At 73.7% G+C, this 21035-nt stretch carries 18 protein-coding genes; 16 read left to right on the forward strand and 2 right to left on the reverse strand.

Annotated features, from left to right (window positions below; all coding sequences use genetic code 11):
* Positions 1-2: 2 nt before the first annotated feature.
* On the forward strand, positions 3-2213 hold the full coding sequence (locus D1350_RS16030; RefSeq protein WP_125777044.1) for a DUF7937 domain-containing protein: 2211 nt from the start codon (positions 3-5) through the stop codon (positions 2211-2213).
* A gap of 281 nt (positions 2214-2494) precedes the next feature.
* On the forward strand, positions 2495-4318 hold the full coding sequence (gene leuA / locus D1350_RS16035) for a 2-isopropylmalate synthase (protein WP_125777045.1): 1824 nt from the start codon (positions 2495-2497) through the stop codon (positions 4316-4318).
* Positions 4319-4397: 79 nt separating this feature from the next.
* On the opposite strand, the gene D1350_RS16040 is transcribed toward leuA, so the two are convergent.
* Complete coding sequence (locus D1350_RS16040) at positions 4398-4667, reverse strand: hypothetical protein (RefSeq protein WP_125777046.1); 270 nt, start codon at positions 4665-4667, stop codon at positions 4398-4400.
* Positions 4668-4768: 101 nt separating this feature from the next.
* Here D1350_RS16040 and D1350_RS16045 point away from each other — a divergent pair, with 101 nt between their 5' ends.
* Positions 4769-5593 carry a hypothetical protein gene (locus D1350_RS16045; protein ID WP_125777047.1) on the forward strand — a complete coding sequence of 275 codons (825 nt, stop codon included), beginning with the start codon at positions 4769-4771 and terminating at the stop codon, positions 5591-5593.
* 22 nt (positions 5594-5615) lie between these two features.
* The gene (locus tag D1350_RS16050) at positions 5616-6722 is read left to right on the forward strand and encodes an acetamidase/formamidase family protein (RefSeq protein WP_125777048.1); all 1107 of its coding nucleotides are present in this window, start codon (positions 5616-5618) and stop codon (positions 6720-6722) included.
* Positions 6723-6750: 28 nt separating this feature from the next.
* Here D1350_RS16050 and D1350_RS16055 read toward each other — a convergent pair whose 3' ends face one another.
* Positions 6751-7932 (reverse strand): Fic family protein, encoded by a 1182-nt coding sequence (locus tag D1350_RS16055; RefSeq protein ID WP_125777049.1) that lies wholly within the window; start codon positions 7930-7932, stop codon positions 6751-6753.
* Between the two features lie 160 nt (positions 7933-8092).
* Between D1350_RS16055 and D1350_RS16060 the strand changes: the two genes are divergently transcribed.
* The 12 genes from D1350_RS16060 to D1350_RS16115 all read left to right on the forward strand — a co-directional run bounded on the left by D1350_RS16060 (position 8093) and on the right by D1350_RS16115 (position 21024).
* On the forward strand, positions 8093-8914 hold the full coding sequence (locus D1350_RS16060) for a metallophosphoesterase family protein (protein ID WP_125777050.1): 822 nt from the start codon (positions 8093-8095) through the stop codon (positions 8912-8914).
* On the forward strand, positions 8911-9642 hold the full coding sequence (locus tag D1350_RS16065) for an alpha/beta hydrolase (protein ID WP_240644151.1): 732 nt from the start codon (positions 8911-8913) through the stop codon (positions 9640-9642). The genes D1350_RS16060 and D1350_RS16065 overlap by 4 nt, the downstream gene beginning before the upstream one ends.
* 99 nt (positions 9643-9741) lie before the next feature.
* Complete coding sequence (locus tag D1350_RS24150; RefSeq protein ID WP_206074567.1) at positions 9742-10530, forward strand: DUF4383 domain-containing protein; 789 nt, start codon at positions 9742-9744, stop codon at positions 10528-10530.
* 168 nt (positions 10531-10698) lie between these two features.
* On the forward strand, positions 10699-11199 hold the full coding sequence (gene uraD, locus D1350_RS16075) for a 2-oxo-4-hydroxy-4-carboxy-5-ureidoimidazoline decarboxylase (RefSeq protein WP_125777051.1): 501 nt from the start codon (positions 10699-10701) through the stop codon (positions 11197-11199).
* Positions 11196-11579: a hydroxyisourate hydrolase gene (locus D1350_RS16080; protein ID WP_125777052.1), complete on the forward strand. Its 384-nt coding sequence runs from the start codon at positions 11196-11198 to the stop codon at positions 11577-11579. Before uraD ends, D1350_RS16080 begins: the two co-directional genes overlap by 4 nt.
* Positions 11580-12485, forward strand: coding sequence for a factor-independent urate hydroxylase (gene pucL / locus D1350_RS16085; RefSeq protein WP_125777053.1), 906 nt, complete (start codon positions 11580-11582; stop codon positions 12483-12485).
* On the forward strand, positions 12482-14017 hold the full coding sequence (allB, locus tag D1350_RS16090; protein WP_125777054.1) for an allantoinase AllB: 1536 nt from the start codon (positions 12482-12484) through the stop codon (positions 14015-14017). The genes pucL and allB overlap by 4 nt, the downstream gene beginning before the upstream one ends.
* Positions 14014-15429, forward strand: a complete 1416-nt coding sequence (locus tag D1350_RS16095; protein WP_240644152.1) for a pyridoxal-phosphate-dependent aminotransferase family protein — start codon at positions 14014-14016, stop codon at positions 15427-15429. Before allB ends, D1350_RS16095 begins: the two co-directional genes overlap by 4 nt.
* Complete coding sequence (locus tag D1350_RS16100) at positions 15426-16697, forward strand: allantoate amidohydrolase (RefSeq protein ID WP_125777055.1); 1272 nt, start codon at positions 15426-15428, stop codon at positions 16695-16697. The genes D1350_RS16095 and D1350_RS16100 overlap by 4 nt, the downstream gene beginning before the upstream one ends.
* Positions 16694-17527: a MurR/RpiR family transcriptional regulator gene (locus tag D1350_RS16105; RefSeq protein ID WP_125777056.1), complete on the forward strand. Its 834-nt coding sequence runs from the start codon at positions 16694-16696 to the stop codon at positions 17525-17527. The genes D1350_RS16100 and D1350_RS16105 overlap by 4 nt, the downstream gene beginning before the upstream one ends.
* Positions 17528-18337, forward strand: a complete 810-nt coding sequence (locus D1350_RS16110) for an FAD binding domain-containing protein (protein WP_125777057.1) — start codon at positions 17528-17530, stop codon at positions 18335-18337.
* Positions 18334-21024 carry a molybdopterin-dependent oxidoreductase gene (locus D1350_RS16115; RefSeq protein ID WP_125777058.1) on the forward strand — a complete coding sequence of 897 codons (2691 nt, stop codon included), beginning with the start codon at positions 18334-18336 and terminating at the stop codon, positions 21022-21024. Before D1350_RS16110 ends, D1350_RS16115 begins: the two co-directional genes overlap by 4 nt.
* Positions 21025-21035 lie beyond the last annotated feature (11 nt).

Below are 21035 nucleotides of genomic sequence, written 5' to 3' on the forward strand. Positions count from 1 at the left end.
AGATGACGGATCACCACGCGGCCCCGGGTTCGGGGCCGGCCACCAACCCGCCGACGGGTCGCCCCGGGCGAGACCAGGGCACCGACCCGGCGCACGCCCAGACGGTGCGGCTCGACCCGCTCCCGGCCGGCGTCGTGCCCGCCGACCCCGAGGTGCAGTCGCCCGACGGCGCGCCCGCGGCGACAGGCGACACCCCGCAGCCGTCCACCGGGGCAGCCGCGGTTGTGAGCGGCCGGGCAGCCCTGTTCGCCAACGTCCCCGTGGCCGACTACGTCCGCGACGTCGTCGCGACAATCGCCCTCCTGGTGGCGCTCGCGCTGCCATGGACCGTCGCGGACCGGGGCGCCGACCGCGTGGAGGTCGTGCTCGCCACGGCCGTCTCGCTGCTGTCCTTGGCGCTGCCCTACCTCGCGCGCGTCGGGGCGCTGCCGGCCACGTGGACCGTGCACTCCACCCGCAGGGCGCGCGCCTGGGCCGCTGTCCCGCTCGCCGTGGTCGCCGCTGTGCACCTCGTGCGTGACGTCGCGGGCGCGACGGGCGTGGGCACCGGGCTGGGCCTGGCGCTGGCGGGCGCGGCGATCGCAGCGATGCCGCGCGCGGCCGAGCTGGGACCGGTCGACGTCGACGGCGCCGTGACGCGCCGGTGGCGCCACGGTCTGCTCGGCGGCGGCGTGCTCCTCGCCGTCGGCGCGGTCCTGACGCTGGTGATCTTCTACGTCGGGGACAGCCAGCCCGAGGTGCCGGCACTCCTCGCGCCGCTCGCGCTGATCCAGATCCTGGGCATCGGCTGGCTGCTCGTCTGGGGCACGGTCCGAGGCGAGGAGGCGTCGCGCCTCGTGCTCGTCGCTGTCGGCGTGGTGCTCGCGGTCCTCTACATCTTCTCGTCGGGGAACGCCGTGCCGGGCATGGAGTCCACACACTGGGTGCGCTTCGGCTTCGTGCTGCTCCCGGCGATCGCGGCCGTGGCGTCCTCCCCGGTCGTGGGCCGGGGGACCGTCACGCGGCCTGAGACCGGCCGCTCGGCCGACGTGTGGGTGGCGGCCGCTGTGCGTGCCTTCGACGTCATCGTCCTGCTCGCCGCGGTGCTGGTGGCCTCGGCAGTGGTGGTGCTCGTGGCGAACGGGTTCGACGTGGTGCCGGTGCTGCGCCTCGTCCTCGGCCTGATCATGGGGGTGCTCGCCGTGCTGGCGCGCCGCTCGCTCGCTCGCGACGCCTCGACGGGTCACGTGCCCGCGGTCGGCGCGGCCTGCGTGATCGGCGTGCTGGGCCTGGTCATCGTGATCGCGACGACGGGCGCGGGGGACCAGGTCGACCTGGCCGACCTCCTGCTCGGCTTCGGCCTGCCGGCGGTGGCCGCCTACTCGCTCATGGTGCCGAAGGCGGTGCGCGAGCACTTCTCCACCGCGGGCATCGGTGGCGACGCCGGGGTCGACCGCACCCAGGCCTACGAGTGGCGTCCCCGGACCGACCGCTCGCCCGAGCCGGTCTCGCTCCCGTCCACGCCGGTGAACCCCGCGCCTGAGACCCGGCGTCCGCCCGAGCCGCGGCGCGTCACCTCCAGCACCCGGCCCGCCACGCCCGGCCGGGGCATCCCTGGCGGCGACCCGGCGATCATCGGCAACTCGGCACCCGGTTCGGGAGCCCAGCCGGTGGGGCGGCCGGCCGCCCCGCGGGGAGCGCAGCAGCCCGGCGTGCAGCAGCCCGGGTCCCAGCCGGGTCCGCGGCAGCCCGCCGCGCACCCTGCCGCGCAGCCCGGCGCACCTACCGGTGCTCAGCCGACTGGCGCTCAGCCCGCCGGTGCTCAGCCCGCCGGCGCTCAGCCCGCCGTGCGGCCCGGCGCCGAGCACCAGCCCACGCAGGCGATGCCGGCGGTCTCGTCCGCGACCCCGGCTGTCTCGCCCACAGCTCCCGCGGTCCGTCCCGCGGTCCGGCCCACCCGGTCGTCGTCGGGCGCCGACGCGACCCAGGTGATCGGCGCCGCACGCGGTGACTCCACCCAGGTCATGTCGCCGGTGGCCGTGCCGCCCCGGTGGAGCGCCGAGCAGGCGATCGACCCCGCGACGCCGCTGGCCGACCTTGCGCGGATCGTGCAAGAGGCACCCCACCTCCGGCCGCAGGTCGCGGCGAACCCGTCCACCTACCCGGCCCTGCTGGACTGGCTGGGCGCGCTCGGCGACCCGGCCGTGGACGCGGCGCTCCGCACCCGCCGCTGATGGAACCACCGCCCGCGTGTGATCGGTAGCTCGTTGCATGATCGGTAGCTCGAGCTACCGATCATTGCACCGAGCTACCGATCGAACGAGGGCCGCACACGCGGCGGCCGCCCGAGTTGTGGACAGTGGCGTGACAGGAGTCACCCAGGGGTACAGTGACTGCGTGCACCTGGCGGCGAGCCTCCTCCTTCCGTGCCGCGGCGAGGCCTTCTGAGGCCGGTTCCTCGCCGCGGTGGACTTGGCGTGCCGGCCGACCAGGGACACCGAGAGAAGGACGCACGATGGAGAACACCGCAGCACCCGTAGCGACGCCCGCCGACCCCGCACCTGCCTTCGGCACCGCGCAGGGGATCATCGAGGACAACCCGCAGCGACCGTCGGGCATGCCGGTCCGGAAGTACCGCCCGTTCCACGAGCAGATCACCGTGGACCTGGCCGACCGCACCTGGCCCACCCGCCGTATCGAGAAGGCTCCCCGCTGGTGCGCCGTCGACCTGCGTGACGGCAACCAGGCGCTGATCGAGCCGATGAACCCCGAGCGCAAGCTCCGGATGTTCGAGCTGCTGGTCCGGATGGGCTACAAGGAGATCGAGGTCGGCTTCCCGTCCGCCTCGCAGACGGACTTCGACTTCGTCCGGATGCTCATCGAGGAGAACCGGATCCCGGACGACGTGGTGATCCAGGTCCTCACGCAGTCCCGTGCGCACCTCATCGAGCGCACCTACGAGTCCATCCGCGGGGCCAAGCAGGCGATCGTGCACCTGTACAACTCCACGTCGGTGCTGCAGCGCGAGGTCGTGTTCCGCACGGACATGGACGGCGTCATCGACATCGCGCTCGACGGCGCGCGGCTGTGCCGCAAGCTCGAGGAGACGGTCCCGGACACGCGGGTCTACTACGAGTACTCGCCCGAGTCGTACACCGGCACGGAGCTCGAGAACGCGGCGCGGATCTGCAACGCGGTGCTCGAGGTGTTCGAGCCCACGCCGGAGCGCAAGGTCATCATCAACCTGCCCGCCACCGTCGAGATGGCCACGCCGAACGTGTACGCCGACTCGATCGAGTGGATGAGCCGCAACCTCGACCACCGCGAGAACGTCATCCTGTCGCTGCACCCGCACAACGACCGCGGCACCGCCGTGGCCGCCGCCGAGCTCGGCTACCTGGCCGGCGCCGACCGCATCGAGGGCTGCCTGTTCGGCAACGGTGAGCGCACGGGCAACGTCGACCTGGTGACGCTGGGTCTGAACCTATTCTCCCAGGGCATCGACCCGCAGATCGACTTCGGCGACATCGACTCGATCCGCCGTACCGTCGAGCACTGCAACCAGCTGACGGTCCACGAGCGGCACCCGTACGTGGGTGACCTGGTCTTCACCGCGTTCTCCGGGTCGCACCAGGACGCGATCAAGAAGGGCCTCGAGCACATGGCAGCCCGCGCCGAGACGGCGGGCGTCACGATCGACGACCTGGACTGGGGCGTGCCGTACCTGCCGATCGACCCCAAGGACGTGGGGCGCTCGTACGAGGCCGTCATCCGGGTCAACTCGCAGTCCGGCAAGGGCGGTGTCTCCTACCTGCTCAAGGCCGAGCACGCCCTCGACCTGCCGCGCCGCCTGCAGATCGAGTTCTCGCACGCCGTGCAGAGGTACACCGACACAGCGGGCACCGAGGTCTCCGGTGGCGACATCTGGCGCATCTTCGCCGACGAGTACCTGCCGGTCGACGACGGTTCGTACAGCGGGCTGGAGCCGTGGGGCCGCCTGAAGCTGCGCGGCACCCGGGTCTCGTCCACCGAGGGCGGGCCGGCGACGCTCGAGATCGACGTGCTGGACCGTGGCCAGGAGCTCACGCTGACGGGCTCCGGCACCGGCCCGGTCGACGCGTTCGTGAACGCGATCGGGCAGGTGGGCGTGGACGTGCGCGTGCTCGACTACACCGAGCACGCCCTGTCCGAGGGCGGTGACGCCCACGCTGCCGCGTACGTCGAGTGCGCCGTCGGCGACGACGTGCTGTGGGGCGTGGGCATCGACCCGTCGATCACGACGGCGTCGCTCAAGGCGATCGTCTCCGCGGTGAACCGGGCGGAGCGCGCCCCGGCCTGACGGGCCCTACCCCCGAACACCTCCGCCGGTTGTGGCCGGTCCCGACACCGGGACCGGCCACAACCGCGTTCGGCGGGAGTCAGCCGGCGTCGAGCCGCTCCGTCGTGGACTCGCCGGGTTCCTTGCCCGCCGGCGGGTACTCGCAGTCGAGCTGGCTCACGTCCACGTCCCGGGCGTCGGTCCAGCTCGCGCCGTCGCGGGCGGTGTAGACGAACGTGCAGGCCCGGCCGTGGCTGTCGGTCACCGTGGTCACGTAGATCTCGTCGTCCGGCTCGGCGCACCCGGCGAGCGTCGCCGTGGTGAGCAGGGCGAGGGCAGCCGCCCGGGCTGCGGTCCGCCGTCTGGTCATGAGTCCCCCTGGTGCACACCGGACATACCTGGCGTGGTCACGCTAGCGGCGGGGAGTGCTCCGCTCAAGGTCCGGCGGCCTGGTTCTGGCAGGATGCGGGCGTGAGCCTCTCCCTCCGGATCGTCCTGGTCGTCGTCGGCGCACTCCTCTTCCATGTGGGGCGGTTCGGCGAGGACTCCGGCCAGTGGTGGCTGGGGATCGCCGACACGATCGGTGTGGTGATGCTCATCGGCGGTATGTCGCACGCCCGCGCGCGGCAGGATCCGGCGCAGGTGCCCGACAAGCTCGTCCAGGTCTCCGACGCGGGCGGAACGGGCATCGCACGGGTCTACGGCCTGCTGGGCGGTCCGGCGCCGGCGGCCGAGCCGGTGCGGGCGGCGGGCGCGCCGTGGCCCGTCGTGCGCGGGCTGGGCGCCATCCGCGCCGACCAGGTCGTCGCCTACCTCGCGGAGCACGGCGTCACGGCGGAGCGCGCGCCGGACCCGGCGAGCGCCCGGCACCTCTTCGTGCTGAAGGCCGTCCCGGTCGTGCTGGGGTTCGCGCTCCTGCTCGCCTGGACCAGGGCGGGTCTCCTGGACATGTGGCCGCCCGTCGTCGACTCGCTGGCGGGAGTGACGGCCTGGGCCGTCCTCGTGCTGGTGGCGTACGTGGTGGTGGACCAGCGGTTCGCGCGGCACTACCCGTGGCGCCCGGAGTTCCCGACCGACGGCCCGCACGTGGTCCGGCTCGTCGACGTGGGCCCGCGACCCGCGGTCGTGCTGGCGGCCCTGCGGTCGTTCGGCCTGTCGTACGAGGCGGCGAAGCGCACCCGTGACGACCCGGCGACGCCGGTCGTGGTGGCCGACGGCGTCTCGCTCGCCGAGGCGCGACGGTGCACGGCCCTGCTGGCGCGCGCCGGGGCGACGGCGGACGTCGTCGGCCAGTGACCCGGGTGGGTACGGTGACCCCGTGCGCCAGCAGCAGATCCTCCAGCCCGGCACGGCGGTCCCGGCCGGCACCACGTACCTGACCACCACCGTCGAGACGACGTACTGGGGCCGCCTGCCCTGCGCCGCCGACACCGCGGTGGTCACGGTCGACCCCGGCGACGAGGTGGTCGTCGACACCCTCTCCCACGAGGGTCTGCTGGAGGACCAGGGCGGCGACCCCCTGGCGTACTTCGCCGCGCAGGGCGTGCCGGAGGACGCCGTCCTGGAGGACGCGGTGGCGCTGGCGAAGGCCCGGACCAGCCGGCTGGGGCCGCGTGTCCCCGGCCTGCTCGACGTCCCGGGCGCCCACGGCGGCCACGTCGTCACCGGCCCGGTCGCCGTCCGGGGCGCACGCCCGGGGGACCTGCTCGCGATCCGCGTCCTGGAGACCACGCCCCGCGTCCCGTACGGCGTCATCTCGAACCGCCACGGCCGCGGCGCGCTGCCAGGCGAGCTCCCGGAGGGCGGCGCCGGCATCGTGAGCGTCTTCGCCACGGTGGACGACGACGGCCGTGGTCGCCTCCCGCTCGCCCCCGGCTCCGACGCGACGGTCGGCTTCGACCTGCGCCCGTTCCTCGGGATCATGGGCGTCGCCGCGGCGGGCGGCGTGCGGCCGCACTCCGTCCCGCCGGGCGCGTTCGGCGGCAACCTCGACATCAACCTGCTCGGCGTGGGCAGCACCCTGTACCTGCCGGTCCAGGTCGAGGGCGCGCTCGCCTACGTGGGCGACCCGCACTTCGCGCAGGGCGACGGCGAGGTGGCTCTGACGGCGTTCGAGGCGTCGCTGCGGGCGCGTCTCGCCTTCGACGTCATCCCGGCTGACGACGCCGTGGCCGCGTTCGGGGAGCTCGCCGGCCCGCTGGGGGAGACCGCCGAGTTCCTGGTCCCCACGGGGCTCGACCGGGACCTCGACGTCGCGGTCCAGAACTGCGTCCGGGCCGCCATCGCCCTGCTCGGCGCGCGGTACGGGATGGCGCCGGCGAACGCCTACGCCTACCTGAGCGCGGCGACGGACTTCGACATCTCCCAGGTGGTCGACGTGGTGAAGGGAGTCCACGCCAGGATCCGCAAGGCGGATTTCGCGTAGGCGCAGCAATGGTGCTGCTATGGCGCCGTTACGGCGCGAGGCGTCGCAGCTCGCCGGCCAGCCACGGGTATGGGTCGTCGAGCGGGCGCCGGTCCACCAGGACCGACGACTGGAGCGCATCGAGCCCGGTTCCGGCGACGTAGTATCGGCCGCGCGCCTTGCCGAACGGGCGGAGCAGGCCGAGCTCGGCCAGGCGGACGAGGTCCCGGGTGGCGGTCCGCTCCTCCATGGTCGTGCGTCTCATGTAACCGGGGCGTGTGACCCGGTTGCCGAGCGTGGCCTCGAAGAGCGCGTCGGCCGTACGGTCGGGCAGGCCGTGCTGCCGGACGAGGTCGTCGAGCCGGACCCACGTCTCGTCAGCCTCCCGGAACCGGCGCTGCAGCATCTGGGCCTGGAGGTGGTGCGCCCGCAGGTTGAACCGCAGCCACAACGTGGCGTTGTTCTCCGGGTGCCACGACCCGCGACCGGTGGCAGCGAGGACGCGGTAGTAGTCGTCGGTGTTGTCCCCGAGCCATTCCTCGATGCTGCAGAAGGTGGGCTCCAAGACGTTGCCCTGCGCGAGGACGAGGGTCTGGAGCGCCCGTGACATCCGTCCGTTCCCGTCCCGGTAGGGGTGGATCATCACAAGGTTGAGGTGCGCCATGGCGGCTCTGACCATCGGGTCGTTCCCCTTCGGCCGGCGGTGCGCCCGGTCGTGCTCGATCGAGGCGACGAGGCTGTCGATCAGCTGGGGCACCATCTCGGCGTCGGGAGCCTCGTAGACGGTCTTTCCGGTGGTGCTCTCCCGGATGTAGATCGGTCCGGCCCGGAACCCGCCAGGGCTCTTCTCGAGGTCGTGCTCGAGGAGCATGTAGTGCAGGACCCTGAGGAGGTCGGCCGAAACCCGACCGTCAGCGCGTGCCCCGGCGGTCAGGACGTACGTCATCATCCGCCGGTAGCCCATGATCTCCGCCCACGTGCGGCGGTCGGCGTCGAGGGGGGCCTCCTGGTCGACGGCGGCCAGCGCGTCCTGCGCGGTGACCACGTACCCCTCGATCGAGTTGGAACCCTTGAGCGCGCGCGCCTGGGTGGTCCGCCGGAGTCCTCCTGTCCAGCGCCGGGGGACGCGCAGCACGTCGGCGAGGCTCGCACGCATCGCGTGCACGTCGGCGATGACGTCGAGGTCGGTCTGCTCGAGCGGCGGCGTACCGAAGATGCGGTCGCTGGTCATGGCGGTTCTCCTTCAGCTGATGTCTCGATAAGCGCGCCATAAGGACAGGTGTGTCGCTATCAATAGTGCCACGCTTGTCGCCTTGACGCAGGTATTGCGTCACGTCGGGGCCCGCAGGCTCCGACCGGGCGCGTCTCCCACTTCGGGCTAACCTGGGTGAATGACTCGTATCGCCGTACTTGCGGACATCCACGGCAATACCGCGGCTCTGCTGGCTGTCCTCGCGTCGATCGAAGGCCAGGAGATCGACCACGTGATCAACCTCGGCGACATCGCCTCGGGTGCCGTGGACCCGCGCGGCACCCTCGAGGTGCTCGCCCTGCGGGCCGACATCCGCACCGTCAGCGGCAACCACGAACGGCACGTCCTGACCCTGCCGGTGGACGAGATGGGTCCGTCGGACCGTCTCGCGGCCGAGGAGCTCACCGAGCCGCAGCGGGCGTGGATCGCCGAGCTGCCAACCACGCTCGAACCAGTGCCCGGCGTGCTCGCGTTCCACGGCAGCCCCGACGACGACCTGTGCTACCTCACCGGGACCCTCACGCCTGAGGGGATGCGCGAGGCCACCGACGAGGAGATCGTCGAACGGCTCGGCGCCGCATACGGGCGGTATGCCCTGTACCTGTGCGGGCACACCCACCTGCAGGCCGTCCGGCGCCTGCCCGACGGCTCGCTCGTGGTCAACCCGGGCAGCGTGGGCTGGCCGGCCTACCAGGACGACGATCCATATCCGTACCGGGTCGAGGCGGGCACACCAGACGCGCGGTACGCCATCGTCGAGGGCGACGGCGGGTCGTGGTCGGCGCAGCTCGTGGCCCTCGCGTACGACCACGAGTGGGCTGCCGAGCGCGCCGAGTCCCGCGATCGGCCGGGCGTAGCGCACGCGTTGCGCACGGGGCGTGTGGGGTACGGCGCGCTTCAATCCGCCGTCAGCAGATTCGGCCCTTTCTCCGTGCTGGGCTCCGTAGGGTCACTGAGATGAAGCGCTCCGGTGTCCCAGTGGAACTGATCTTCGTTCATGGCGCTCTGGTGCGCGACGGGGAATGGTGGTGGCGGCGAGCCGCAGACCTGCTCCGGGAACGTACGGGAATCCAGAGCCGGGCCCTCCCGCTGCCGTCCTGTGGCGAGACCGCGCCCGAGCAGGTTGCGGGCGGTCTTGCCGCCGACGCGGCGGCGCTTCGCCGTGAGCTCGACGACGTGGAGTCCGCGATCGTCGTCGGTCACTCCTACGGGGGCACCGTCATCGCCGAAGCGGGCAGGCACCCCGCGGTCGCGCACCTGCTCTATGTGTCGTCCTACCTGCCCGAGGTCGGGCAGACGCAGGCCGCCATCATGAGCGGTGAGGACGACCCGGTGCCGATCGGCGACAACGGGGACGGCACGCTGAGTGTCTCCGGCTACGACGCAGCCTCGTTCGGAGCCCGATTCCTTCAGGACGCGGGCGACACGACCCAGCGTCAGGGGTGGGAGCGGGTGACCTCGCAGGCGGCCGGTGCGTTCATGACGCCGACCAGTGCTGCCGGCTGGCACGGGGTCGATTCGACGTACATCATCTGCGGGGAGGATCGAAGCACCTCGGTCGAGCTGCAGCGCCTCCATGCGGGTCGAGCGACGCGCTCCGTCGAGCTGCCGACCGGGCACCACCCGTTCATCTCCCGCCCCGACCTGGTGGTCGATCGGGTGCAGGTCTTGCTGCAGCAGGTGCCCTGACCTGACGCCGACGACCACAAGCGAACGCGCTGGCGTGCGAGTCGGCCCGAGCGGCGAGACGGTGGGGGTACGTGACCGTCCGGCTCCGGGGAGGGAACCATGGTCCAGCAGACAACAGTTGTTCGACGTCGGCGCGGGGTGCACCAGTGGCTGGCCTTGATCGTCGGTCTGGTGTTCCTGGCGATCGGGATCGCCGGCTTCTTCGTGACCGGCTTCAACTTCTCCGACGTCGACAGCCTCACCGAGCACGATCCTGGGCAGACGCTGCTCGGGTTCTCGATCAACCCGCTGCACAACATCGTCCACGTGGTCATCGGCCTCCTGGGCGTGATGCTGTGGCCGTCGTCCGGCGGCGCGCGCACCTTCGGGTGGATCCTGCTCCTCGGCTACGGCGCGACGTTCGTGTACGGGCTCCTGGTGATGAACGGCCAGCTGGTCGACTACCTGAACCTCAACCAGGCCGACCAGTGGCTGCACCTGGGCGCGGCGATCCTCGGTCTGTTGATCGCGATCCTGCCGCGGCCGAAGGACAAGGTGGAGACCACCACCGCGGGCTACGGGGACCCGGACTACCGCGATCCCGACCGGGACCCGGCGTACCGCGATCCCGACTACCGGGACGCGTCGCGACGTGACCCGGCGTACCGGGACCCGGACTACCGGGAGCCGCCGCCGCGTGACCCGGCGTACCGGGAGGCCCCTCCGCGTGAGGCTGCTCCGCGTGAGGCTGCCCCACGTGACCCGGCGTACCGGGACCCGGAGTACCGTGAGCCGCCGCCGCGTGAGGCTGCCCCGCGTGACCCGGCGTACCGGGACCCCGACTACCCGGAGCCTGGTACGCGGAGCCCCGGACCGCAGGACCCGGGTCGCCCCGGCCCAGGTCGCTGAGCCGCGCACCTCGGTTCGGCACGTCGTCGTCGGACCGGCACCTCGAGCTGCCGGTCCGACGACGACGTGCGCGCCGAGGCGCCTTGAGGGCCGGTCCGGCGGCGCGCGTTAACCCATGTGAAACGCGAGTGCCACGCACTGGCCGCGCTGAAACAGTACGTTGCGGGTATGGACATCGCGACGTTCGACGCTCTTCCGGCCTCCGACGCGGCAGCGGCGCTGCGTCCGTGCGCCGACGTCGACCGCTGGGTCGACGCCCTCGTGGCCGGCCGGCCCTACGGCAGCCGCGACGCGCTCCTCGGCGCGGCCGACGCCGCTGCCCGCACCTGGACGGCCGACGACGTCGACGCCGGCCTCGCCCATCATCCCCGCATCGGCGAACAAGCGACCGGCGACAGTACGGAGGCCCGGCTGTCCCGGGGCGAGCAGCCACCGGCCGCGGGCGACACCGCCGCCGCGATCGCGCGCGGGAACGCCGAGTACGAGCGGCGATTCGGCCGCGTCTTCCTCGTCCGCGCCGTCGGACGCACCGCCGAGGACATCCTCGCGAACCTCACCGAGCGGCTCGGCAACGACCCCGCCGAGGAGGCCGCCGTCGCCGCCGACCAGCTCCGCCAGATCGCGCTCCTGCGGCTCGCCGGCGTCGTGACGGACGGGCGGGCCGCATGAGCACCGCGTCGACCCACGTCCTCGACGCCGCGCGCGGCCTGCCCGCCGTGGGCCTCGAGGTCAGGATGACAGGCCCGCTGCCCGACGCCGCCCCGGTCGCCTCCGGCGGGACCGCTCCGGGCGGCGTGGCGCACCCGGGCGAGCGGCCGGCGTCGGGCACCCGGACCGCCGTGACCGACGCGGACGGCCGGATCGCCTGGGGCGCGCTGCCCGCCGCGGGCCGCTACGCGCTGACCTTCGCGACCGGCCCCTGGTTCGCCGCGCAGGATCGTGACACCTTCTTCCCGCAGGTCACGCTCGACGTCACGCTCGGTGACGCGCACACGCACGTGGCCCTGCTGCTGAGCCCGTTCGCCTACACCACCTACCGGGGGAGCTGAATGTCGATCGTCCTGGGAGCCAACCAGTACGGCAAGGCCGAGGTGCGCCTGGTCCGGGTCACGCGGGACACCGCGCGGCACCGGATCACGGACCTCAACGTGACGTCGCAGCTCCGGGGCGACTTCGCCGCCTGTCACACCGACGGGGACAACGCGAAGGTGATCGCGACGGACACGCAGAAGAACACCGTGTACGCGTTCGCCCGGGACGGGGTCGGCGCGCCGGAGTCGTTCCTGGTGCGGCTGGCGCGGCACTTCACGGCGTCGCCGCAGGTGACGGGCGGGCGGTGGGCCGCGGAGCAGTACGGGTGGTCCCGGATTGCCGGCCACGACCACGCGTTCGTGCGGTCCGGCGGCGAGAAGCGTACGGCGCTGGTCCACGCCGATGCGTCTGGCCTCACCGTGCTGGCCGGGCTGCGGGACTGCACGGTGCTGAAGTCGACCGGGTCGGAGTTCAGCGGCTTCCCCCGGGACCGGTTCACCACGCTCCCCGAGACGGACGACCGGGTCCTCGCCACCGACCTCACCGCGTGGTGGCGGTACGAGCCGTCGTTCGCGGAGTCCGCCACGGACGCGGACTTCGACGCCCGGTACCCCGCGGTGCGCGACCTGATGCTGGCGACGTTCGCCGAGCTGCACTCGCTCGCGCTCCAGCAGACGGTCTTCGCCATGGGGCGTGCAGTCCTCGAGGCGTTCGACGACGTCGCCGAGGTGCGGCTGTCGTGCCCCAACAACCACCACTTCCTGGTGGACCTCGCCCCGTTCGGGCTCGACAACCCCGGGGAGGTCTTCTTCGCCGCCGACCGGCCGTACGGGCTGATCGAGGCGGCGGTGGTCCGGTCGGGGCCGGACGAGGCTCCGCCGCCCGAGCACCCGGTGTGGGCCACGATCGGAGGCTTCGCATGAGCCTGCTCGTCGGGTCGGAGCGGGTGCTGGTCGAGGGCGAGCTGCGCCCGGCGGTGCTGCGGATCGAGGACGGGCGCATCGGCCAGGTGTGGTGGGGTACGTCCGACCCCGGCAGGGTCGCGACCGTCGGCGACGACCTGCTCGGCGCACCGGCCCACCGTGCGGAGACGACCTTGCGGCTGGGCGACCGCGTCCTCCTGCCCGGCGTGGTCGACACCCACGTCCACGTCAACGAACCAGGCCGTACCCACTGGGAGGGGTTCACCTCGGCAGCGCGGGCGGCGGCCTACGGCGGCGTGACCACCATCGTCGACATGCCGCTCAACTCGATCCCGCCCACCACGAACGTGGCGGCGCTGCGCGTCAAGCAGGCGGCGGCACGGACGGCGTCGGCCCGCCTGCCGGGTGACGCGGACGGGGAGTCCGGGCGTCTGCCCTGCGACGTCGCCTTCTGGGGCGGCGCGGTGCCGGGCAACGCCGACGACCTGGAGCCGCTCTGGGACGCAGGGGTCATGGGCTTCAAGTGCTTCCTCGCCGACTCCGGCGTCCCGGAGTTCCCACCGCTCCGCCCCGACGAGCTGCTGCTCGCGATGGACCGTCTCGTCCGGTTCGACGGCTTGCTCGTGGTGCACGCCGAGGACCCGGCGGTCCTCGCGGCGGCGCCCCGCTCCCCGTCTCGTGCGTACGCCGACTTCCTGCTCTCGCGCCCGGACGAGGCAGAGACGGCAGCGGTGCGGTCCCTGCTCGACGCCGTCCGCGAGACCGGCGCGCGCACGCACGTGCTGCACGTCTCCTCGGCGAAGGTCCTCGACCTGCTCGCGGAGGCCAAGGCGGAGGGCCTGCCCGTCACCGCCGAGACGTGTCACCACTACCTGGTGCTCGCCGCCGAGGACGTGCCCGACGGCGACGCCGCCTACAAGTGCTGCCCGCCCATCCGCGACCGGGGCAACCAGGACGCGCTCTGGGACGGCCTGCGCGAGGGGATCCTGGACTGCATGGTCAGCGACCACTCGCCGTCGTCGGTCGCGGAGAAGGTGCTCGGGGGACCCGTCGGCGAGACGGACCTGCAGGCGGCCTGGGGTGGCATCTCCGGCCTCCAGACGGGGTTCGTCGCCCTGGCCGACGCCGCCCGCCGGCGGGGCGTGCCCTTGCCGGAGGTGTCGCGCTGGACGTCGGCGAGCACCGCGGCCCTCGTGGGCCTCGACAAGGGCGACCGCCCGAAGGGCATCATCGCCGAGGGCGCGGCCGCCGACCTCCTCGTCTACGACCCCGAGGGGATCACCACGATCGAGGCCGCGCAGCTCGCGCACCGCAACCCGGTCAGCGCCTACGACGGCCTGACGGTCACCGGCGCGGTGACGGACACGATGCTCGGCGGGAGGTTCGTCGTGAGCTCGTTCCTCGAGGCCACGATGCACGGTCAGCTCGACGGCGGGCGCCGGCGCCCGCTGGACGACTTCGAGCACGTCCGCGGCGACGGGCGCCTGCTCGTCCGGCCCGGCAGCGCCGCGGCGCAGGAGGAGACAGCATGAACCAGGTCAACCCCCCGCCCCGCCTCCTCATGGGCCCGGGCCCGGTCGACGCCGACCCGCGCGTGCTGCGCGCGATGGCCGCGTCGCTCGTGGGCCAGTTCGACCCCTTCATGACCGGCACCATGAACGAGGCGATGGCGCTCTGGCGGACTGTCTGGCGCACCGCCAACGAGCAGACGTTTCTCGTGGACGGCACCAGCCGTGCCGGGATCGAGGCCGCTCTGGTCAGCCTCCTGGAGCCGGGGGACGCGGTCGTCGTGCCGGTGTTCGGGCGCTTCGGCCATCTGCTCGCCGAGATCTCCGCGCGGGCCGGTGCCGTGGTGCACACGGTCGAGGCGGAGTGGGGTGGCATCGTCGACCCGCAGGCGATCGCCGACGCCGTCCGCCGGGCGCGCCCGAAGGTGCTCGCCGTGGTGCACGGCGACACGTCCACCACCGTGGCGCAGCCGCTCGACGAGCTGGGCGCCATCGCGCACGAGCACGACGCCCTCCTCTACGTCGACGCCACCGCGTCCCTCGGCGGCAACGACTTCCGGACCGACGCCTGGGGGCTCGACGTCGCCAGCGCGGGCCTGCAGAAGTGCCTGGGCGGGCCGTCGGGCAGCGCGCCCATCACGGTCTCGCCACGTGCGGCGGCCGTCATCGACGCCCGCAAGCACGTCGAGGCCGGGATCCGCGCACCCGGCGACGAGCCCCGGGGATCGCGCATCCAGTCGAACTATCTCGACCTCGCCCAGGTCATGGACTACTGGGGTCCTCGCCGGCTGAACCATCACACCGAGGCCACCTCGATGCTCTACGCGGCCCGCGAGTGCGCGCGGCTCCTCGCCGAGGAGGGCCTGGACCAGGCGGTCGCGCGCCATGCCCTGCATGGCGGCGCGATGCTCGCCGGGGTCCAGGGACTCGGGCTGGAGGTCTTCGGGGACCTGGACCACCGCATGAACAACGTCGTGGCGGTCCGGATCCCCGCGGGAGTGGACGGCGACGGGGTGCGTGCCGCCCTCCTGACCGACTTCGGCATCGAGATCGGCACCTCCTTCGGCCCCCTGCACGGCGTCGTGTGGCGCATCGGCACCATGGGCTACAACGCCCGCCGGGACGCGGTGCTCCTCACCCTCGCGGCGCTCGAGCAGGTGCTGCGCCGGTCCGGGGTCGCGGTCCCGCCGGGCGGCGGGGTCGCGGCGGCGCTCGCGGCGTACGACGACGCCACGGCGGGCCCGGGCGGTCCCGGGGAGCCGGGCGGTCCCGGGCCGGGCGAGCCGGGCGGTTCCGGGGAGCCGGGCGAGCAACACTATGTCGTCAAGCAATGTCACTCTGCGTCAACAGAGTCGACCGAGAGTGACATCGCGGGCGGCACACATGTTGCCCCGCGAGCGCCGATCACGGCGGACGAGCCTGGAGCGACGGCATGACGTCCGCGCGCTGGGTCCTCGACCGCTGCGCCGACCTGAACGCGTACTCCGCCCGTCCGGACGCCCTGGAACGCGCGTACCTCACGCCGGAGCACGCGGCGGTCAACACCGCCGTCGGCGCGTGGATGCGTGACGCCGGGCTCGACGTCGAGACCGACGCCGCGGGCAACCTCTGGGGCCGCCGGCCCGGCGACCCCGATCACGCGGGCGGCGCCGCGCCTACGGGACCCGAGCCCGCTCTCGTCCTCGGCTCGCACCTCGATACCGTCCCCGACGCGGGCAGCTACGACGGCATGCTCGGCGTGGTCCTCGCCGTGGCGGTCGCCGAACGCCTGCGCACCACGGAGCTCCCGTTCGCCCTGGAGGTCGTGGGCTTCTCCGACGAGGAGGGCGCCCGGTTCGGCAAGGCGTTGCTGGGCAGCTGTGCGGCGTCGGGCCAGTGGGACGCGGCGTGGTGGGACCAGCAGGACTCCGACGGGGTGAGCCTCCGCGAGGCGTTCGCGCGGTTCGGCCTGGTCCCCGACCGGGTGGGCGACGCCGCCCGCAGGCCGGAGGACCTCGTGGGCTACCTCGAGGCGCACATCGAGCAGGGCCCGCACCTGGAGGCGGCGGACCTCCCGCTCGGCTACGTCACGACGATCGCGGGCGCGCGGCGGTTCGTCCTCACCGTCACGGGCGAGGCGCGGCACGCGGGCGGCACCCCGTACGACCGCCGCCACGACGCGCTCGCCGCCGCCTCGGAGATCGTGCTCGCCGCGGAGAGGCTCGCCCGGGAGTCGGGCTGCCTCGCCACCGTGGGGGCGCTGGACGTGCAGCCCGGCGCGGTCAACGTGATCCCCGGCCTCGTGACGATGACGCTCGACCTCCGGGCCCGCACCGACGAGGAGCGGGACGCGCTCTGGGACCGCCTGCAGGCGGCGGCCGGCACGGTGGTTGAGGCCCGCGGCGTCACGTTCGCGGCCGAGGAGACGCACCGCGCGCCGTCGACCGCCTGCGCCCCCTGGCTCAGCGAGGCCGTGGTGGCCGGGATCTGGAAGGCGGTGCCCGGGGGCGAGGCCCTGGGGCTCTGGAGCCCCGCGGGGCACGACGCGATGGCGATGGCCGCCGTGACCGACGTGGCGATGCTCTTCGTCCGCTGCCACGACGGCATCAGCCATCACCCGGCGGAGGCGGTGCGCGAGGACGACGTCGCGCTCGCCCTGGACGCGCTCGAGGCGGCCGTGCTCGCGGCCGCTGCCCGGTACACGCAGGGGGAGGCCACACCATGACCACGGACCACGTCCCGCTGGAGGACCGCATCGCGGGCCGCTACGGCGAGCTGTCGCCGCAGGAGCGCCGTGCGGCGGACACCCTCCTCGACCACATCGCCGACCTCGCCACCTACCGGGCCACCGAGCTCGCCACGCTGGCAGGCGTCTCGAAGGCGACGATGAGCAGGCTCTTCCGCCGCCTCGGCTACGACGACTTCGAGGGGCTGCGCGAGCACCTGCGGATGCAGCGCGGTCGCGGGCTGCCGGTCGCGGTCGAGCCGGCGCCCGGGCTCCGCGAGCGGTTCGAGCAGGAGGTGGCACACCTCCAGCGCGCCTACGCGACGCTCGACGAGACCCTGCTGGCCGACGTGGCGGAGGCCCTGGCGTCAGCCCGTCAGGTGGTCGTGGTGGGGCGTCGCGGCAGCCACGCCGTGGCCGTGGAGCTGCGCCGCAACCTCGCGCAGGTGCGCGGCGGGGTCGTGTTCGCCCCCGCGCCGGGCCAGTCGCTCGCCGAGGACCTGGTGGGCCTCGGCCCTGACGACGTCGTGGTCATGGTCTCGTTCCGCCGCCACGCAGCGGGCGTGGCCGGGGCGGTCGACGCCCTGGTCGCCGACGGTGTCCGTGTCCTCCTCCTCGCCGACCCCACCCTGCGCCACCTCGCGGGCCGGGTGACCTGGTGGATCGAGTGCCCCGTGGGCTACGAGGGCGCGTTCGACTCGCACGCGGTCCCGATGAGCCTGATCGCCGCCCTCTCCGACCAGGTTCTCGCCCGGACCGACGACGGCGAGCGCCGCATCGAGACCATCGACCGTACGTACGCCGCCCTGCGCGAGATCGAGGAGAGCTGAATGGACCTTGACGTCGACAGCGTCCGCACAGCCCGGACCCGCGCGGACCTGGCGCTCGCTCCGGGTGAACGGTTCCTTGCCGGGGGCACGTTCCTCTACTCGGAGCCGCTGCCGCCGGGCGTGACCGGTCTCGTGGACCTCCTCGGCCTGGGCTGGGAGCCCTGGACCATCGACGGTGGCGGCCTGCGCGTCTCCGCCACCTGCACCGTCGAGGAGGTGCGGGCCGGGCTCGGCGCCCTCGGCGCGCGGAGCGGCCCCTACCGCGGGCTCGGGATCGCGCAGCCGTGCGCGGACGCGCTCCTCCTGTCGTTCAAGGTGGCGCACACCGCCACGGTGGGTGGCAACCTCAGCCTCGCCCTGCCGGCGGGGGCCATGGTCTCGCTGTTCGCGGCCCTGGGAGCGTCGGTCCTGGTCTGGGCTCCGGGCGGGGGTGCTCGGGTCGAGTCGCTGACCTCCTTCGTCACGGGGCCGGGCGAGACGACCCTCGCCGACGGTGAGGTGCTCCGGGAGGTGCGCGTGCCGGCGTCGGCCCTCGGGGCGCGGACCGCGTTCCGGAAGATCGCGCTGACGCCGCTGGGCCGCTCGTCCGCGGTGGTGACGGGGCTCCGGGCCGAGGAGACCGCCCGGCTGGTCCTCACCGCGTCCGTGCCGCGGCCCGTCCCGCTGGAGGTGGCCCCCGGCGACCACGCCGCCCTGGACCGGGCTCTCGACGCGGTCACCGAGTGGTTCGACGACCCCCACGGCGCGCCCGACTGGCGGGCAGCCGTGACGCGCGGCCTGGCGCACGAGGTGCTCGAGGAGCTCGCGTGAGGATCGACGGGGCCGCGGTCGACGCCGCGCCGCGGCCCGGCCAGTGCCTGCGGACGTTCTTGCGCGAGCAGGGGCGCACGGGCGTGAAGAAGGGCTGCGACGCGGGCGACTGCGGCGCCTGCACCGTGCTGCTCGACGGCGACCCGGTGCACTCGTGCATCGTCCCGGCGCACCGGGCCGTGGGCTCCGAGGTGGTGACCGTCGCCGGGCTCGGGACGCCCGACGACCCGCACCCCGCCCAGCAAGCCTTCGCCGACGCAGCCGGGTTCCAGTGCGGGTTCTGCACCGCGGGCATGGTGTGCACGGCGGCGGCGCTGGGGCTGCCCGCGGCCGAGGCACCCGAGCCCGCCGAGCTCGACCGCCTCTTCAAGGGCAACCTGTGCCGGTGCACGGGCTACCGGTCGGTCCGCGACGCGCTCGCCGGCCGCCGCAACGTCGAGACCGCGGTGGCGGGGGAGTCGTTCGGCCGCCCCGTCGCCGCCCCGGCCGCCCTCCGCGTGGTGACCGGGCGCGAGGCCTACACGCTCGACGAGCCGGAACCGCCGGGGATGCTGCACGTCGCCGTCCTGGGCAGCCCGCACCCGCACGCCCGCATCACGCGGATCGACGTCGCCGCAGCCCGCGCCGCGCCAGGCGTGCACCTGGTCCTCACGTACCGCGACGTCCCCGCGACCCCCTACTCGACAGGTCGCCACCAGGACCGCAACGACGACCCCGACGACACCCTCATGCTCGACCCCGTCCTCCGCTTCCGCGGGCAGCGTGTGGCGGTCGTCGTCGCCGAGACCCTCCGCCAGGCGCGCCGAGCCCTCCGGCTCGTCGACGTCGAGTACGAGGTGCTGCCCGCCGTGCTGGACCCCGAGGCCGCCCGGGCGCCCGGTGCGCCGCTCGTGCACGGCGACAAGGACCCTGTGCTCGCCCGGATCGCGGACCCTGGCCGGAACGTCGTCGCCGTGGTTCGCGAGGAGTACCCCGTCCCCGGAGCGGTCGACGCCGCGCTGGCGGTCTCCGCCGCGACCGTGGAGGGGGAGTGGAGCACCGCACGCGTCAACCACGCGGCGCTCGAGACCCACGGCGCCCGCGCCTGGGTCGCCGACGACGGCACCCTCACCGTCCGTACCTCCTCCCAGGTGCCGTTCCTCGTCCGCGACGAGCTCGCCCGGCTGCTCGCGCTCGACCCCGCCGCGGTGCGCGTGGTCGTGGGCCGCGTGGGCGGCGGTTTCGGCGGCAAGCAGGAGCTGCTCGTCGAGGACGTGGTGGCGCTCGCGGCGCTCCGCACCGGGCGCGCGGTGCAGTGGGAGCTGACCCGCGAGGAGCAGTTCACCGTGGTGCCCTGCCGCCACCCCATGCGGGTGCGCGTCCGCGCGGGGGCCGGCGCCGACGGCGTGCTCACGGCGCTCGCGATCGACGTCCTGTCCGACACCGGCGCGTACGGCAACCACGCCCCGGGCGTGCTGTTCCACGGCGTCCACGAGTCCATGGCCGTGTACCGCGTGCCCGCCAAGCGGGTCGACGCCGAGGCTGTCTACACGAACAACCTGCCCTCCGGCGCGTTCCGCGGGTACGGGCTGGGGCAGGTCATCTTCGCGATCGAGTCGGCGCTCGACGAGCTTGCCGCCCGGCTCGGCCTCGACCCGGTCGAGCTGCGCCGGCGCAACGTGGTGCGTCCGGGCGACCCGTTCGTCGTCGGCTCGCTCGTGCAGGACGACCTCGACTACGGGTCGTACGGGCTGGACCAGTGCCTCGACCTCGTGGACGAGGCGTTGCGCCGCGGCGCCGCCGAGAGCCGCGACGGTGCCGCCGAAGGGGGCTGGGCCCGCGGGGCCACCGACGGCGGGGGGCGTGCCGCTCCCGTCGGCTGGTCCGAAGGGCGCGGCGTGGCGCTCGCCATGATCGCGACCGTCCCGCCGCGGGGGCACTACTCGAACGCGCGGGTGTCGGCGGACGCGGACGGCGGCTTCACGGTCGACGTCGGCACCGCCGAGTTCGGCAACGGCACCACCACGGTGCACGTCCAGCTCGCCGCGGACGCCCTGGGGGTGCCGCCGGACCGGGTGCGGGTGCGGCAGTCGGACACGGGGACCTCCGGGTACGACACCGGCGCCTACGGCTCCGCCGGGTCCGTCGTGGCGGGCAAGGCCGTGGCGCAGGCGGCGGCGCGCCTGCGTGAGCACCTCGACGGGGGCGACGGCGTGCGCTCCGCCGAGGGCTCGCACGACGGGTCGCCGCGGTCCGTGGCGTTCAACGTGCAGGGTTTCCGCGTGGCCGTGAACCGGGCGACGGGCGAGGTGCGGGTCCTGCAGTCGGTCCACGCGGCCGACGCCGGCGTGGTCATCAACCCGGAGCAGCTGCGCGGCCAGATCGAGGGCGGGGTGGCCCAGGCCCTCGGGTCCGCGCTCCAGGAGCAGGTCCAGTTGCACGACGGCGAGGTGATGACCCGCGCGTTCCGGCACTACCGGGTGCCGCAGCTGGTTGATGTGCCGCCGACGGAGGTGCTGTTCGCGGACACGGTCGACACGACCGGGCCGCGCGGGGCCAAGTCGATGAGCGAGGCGCCGTACAACCCCGTGGCGCCCGCACTGGCGAACGCGATCACCGACGCGACGGGCGTGCGGCCGCACGCGATCCCGATGCAGAAGGACACGCTGTGGAGGCTCCTGAACGGCGTGGGACGATCCTCGGCATGAGCCGGACGAGA

The sequence above is a fragment of the Antribacter gilvus genome (genome assembly GCF_003946865.1).
GTDB classification, from domain to species: domain Bacteria; phylum Actinomycetota; class Actinomycetes; order Actinomycetales; family Cellulomonadaceae; genus Antribacter; species Antribacter gilvus.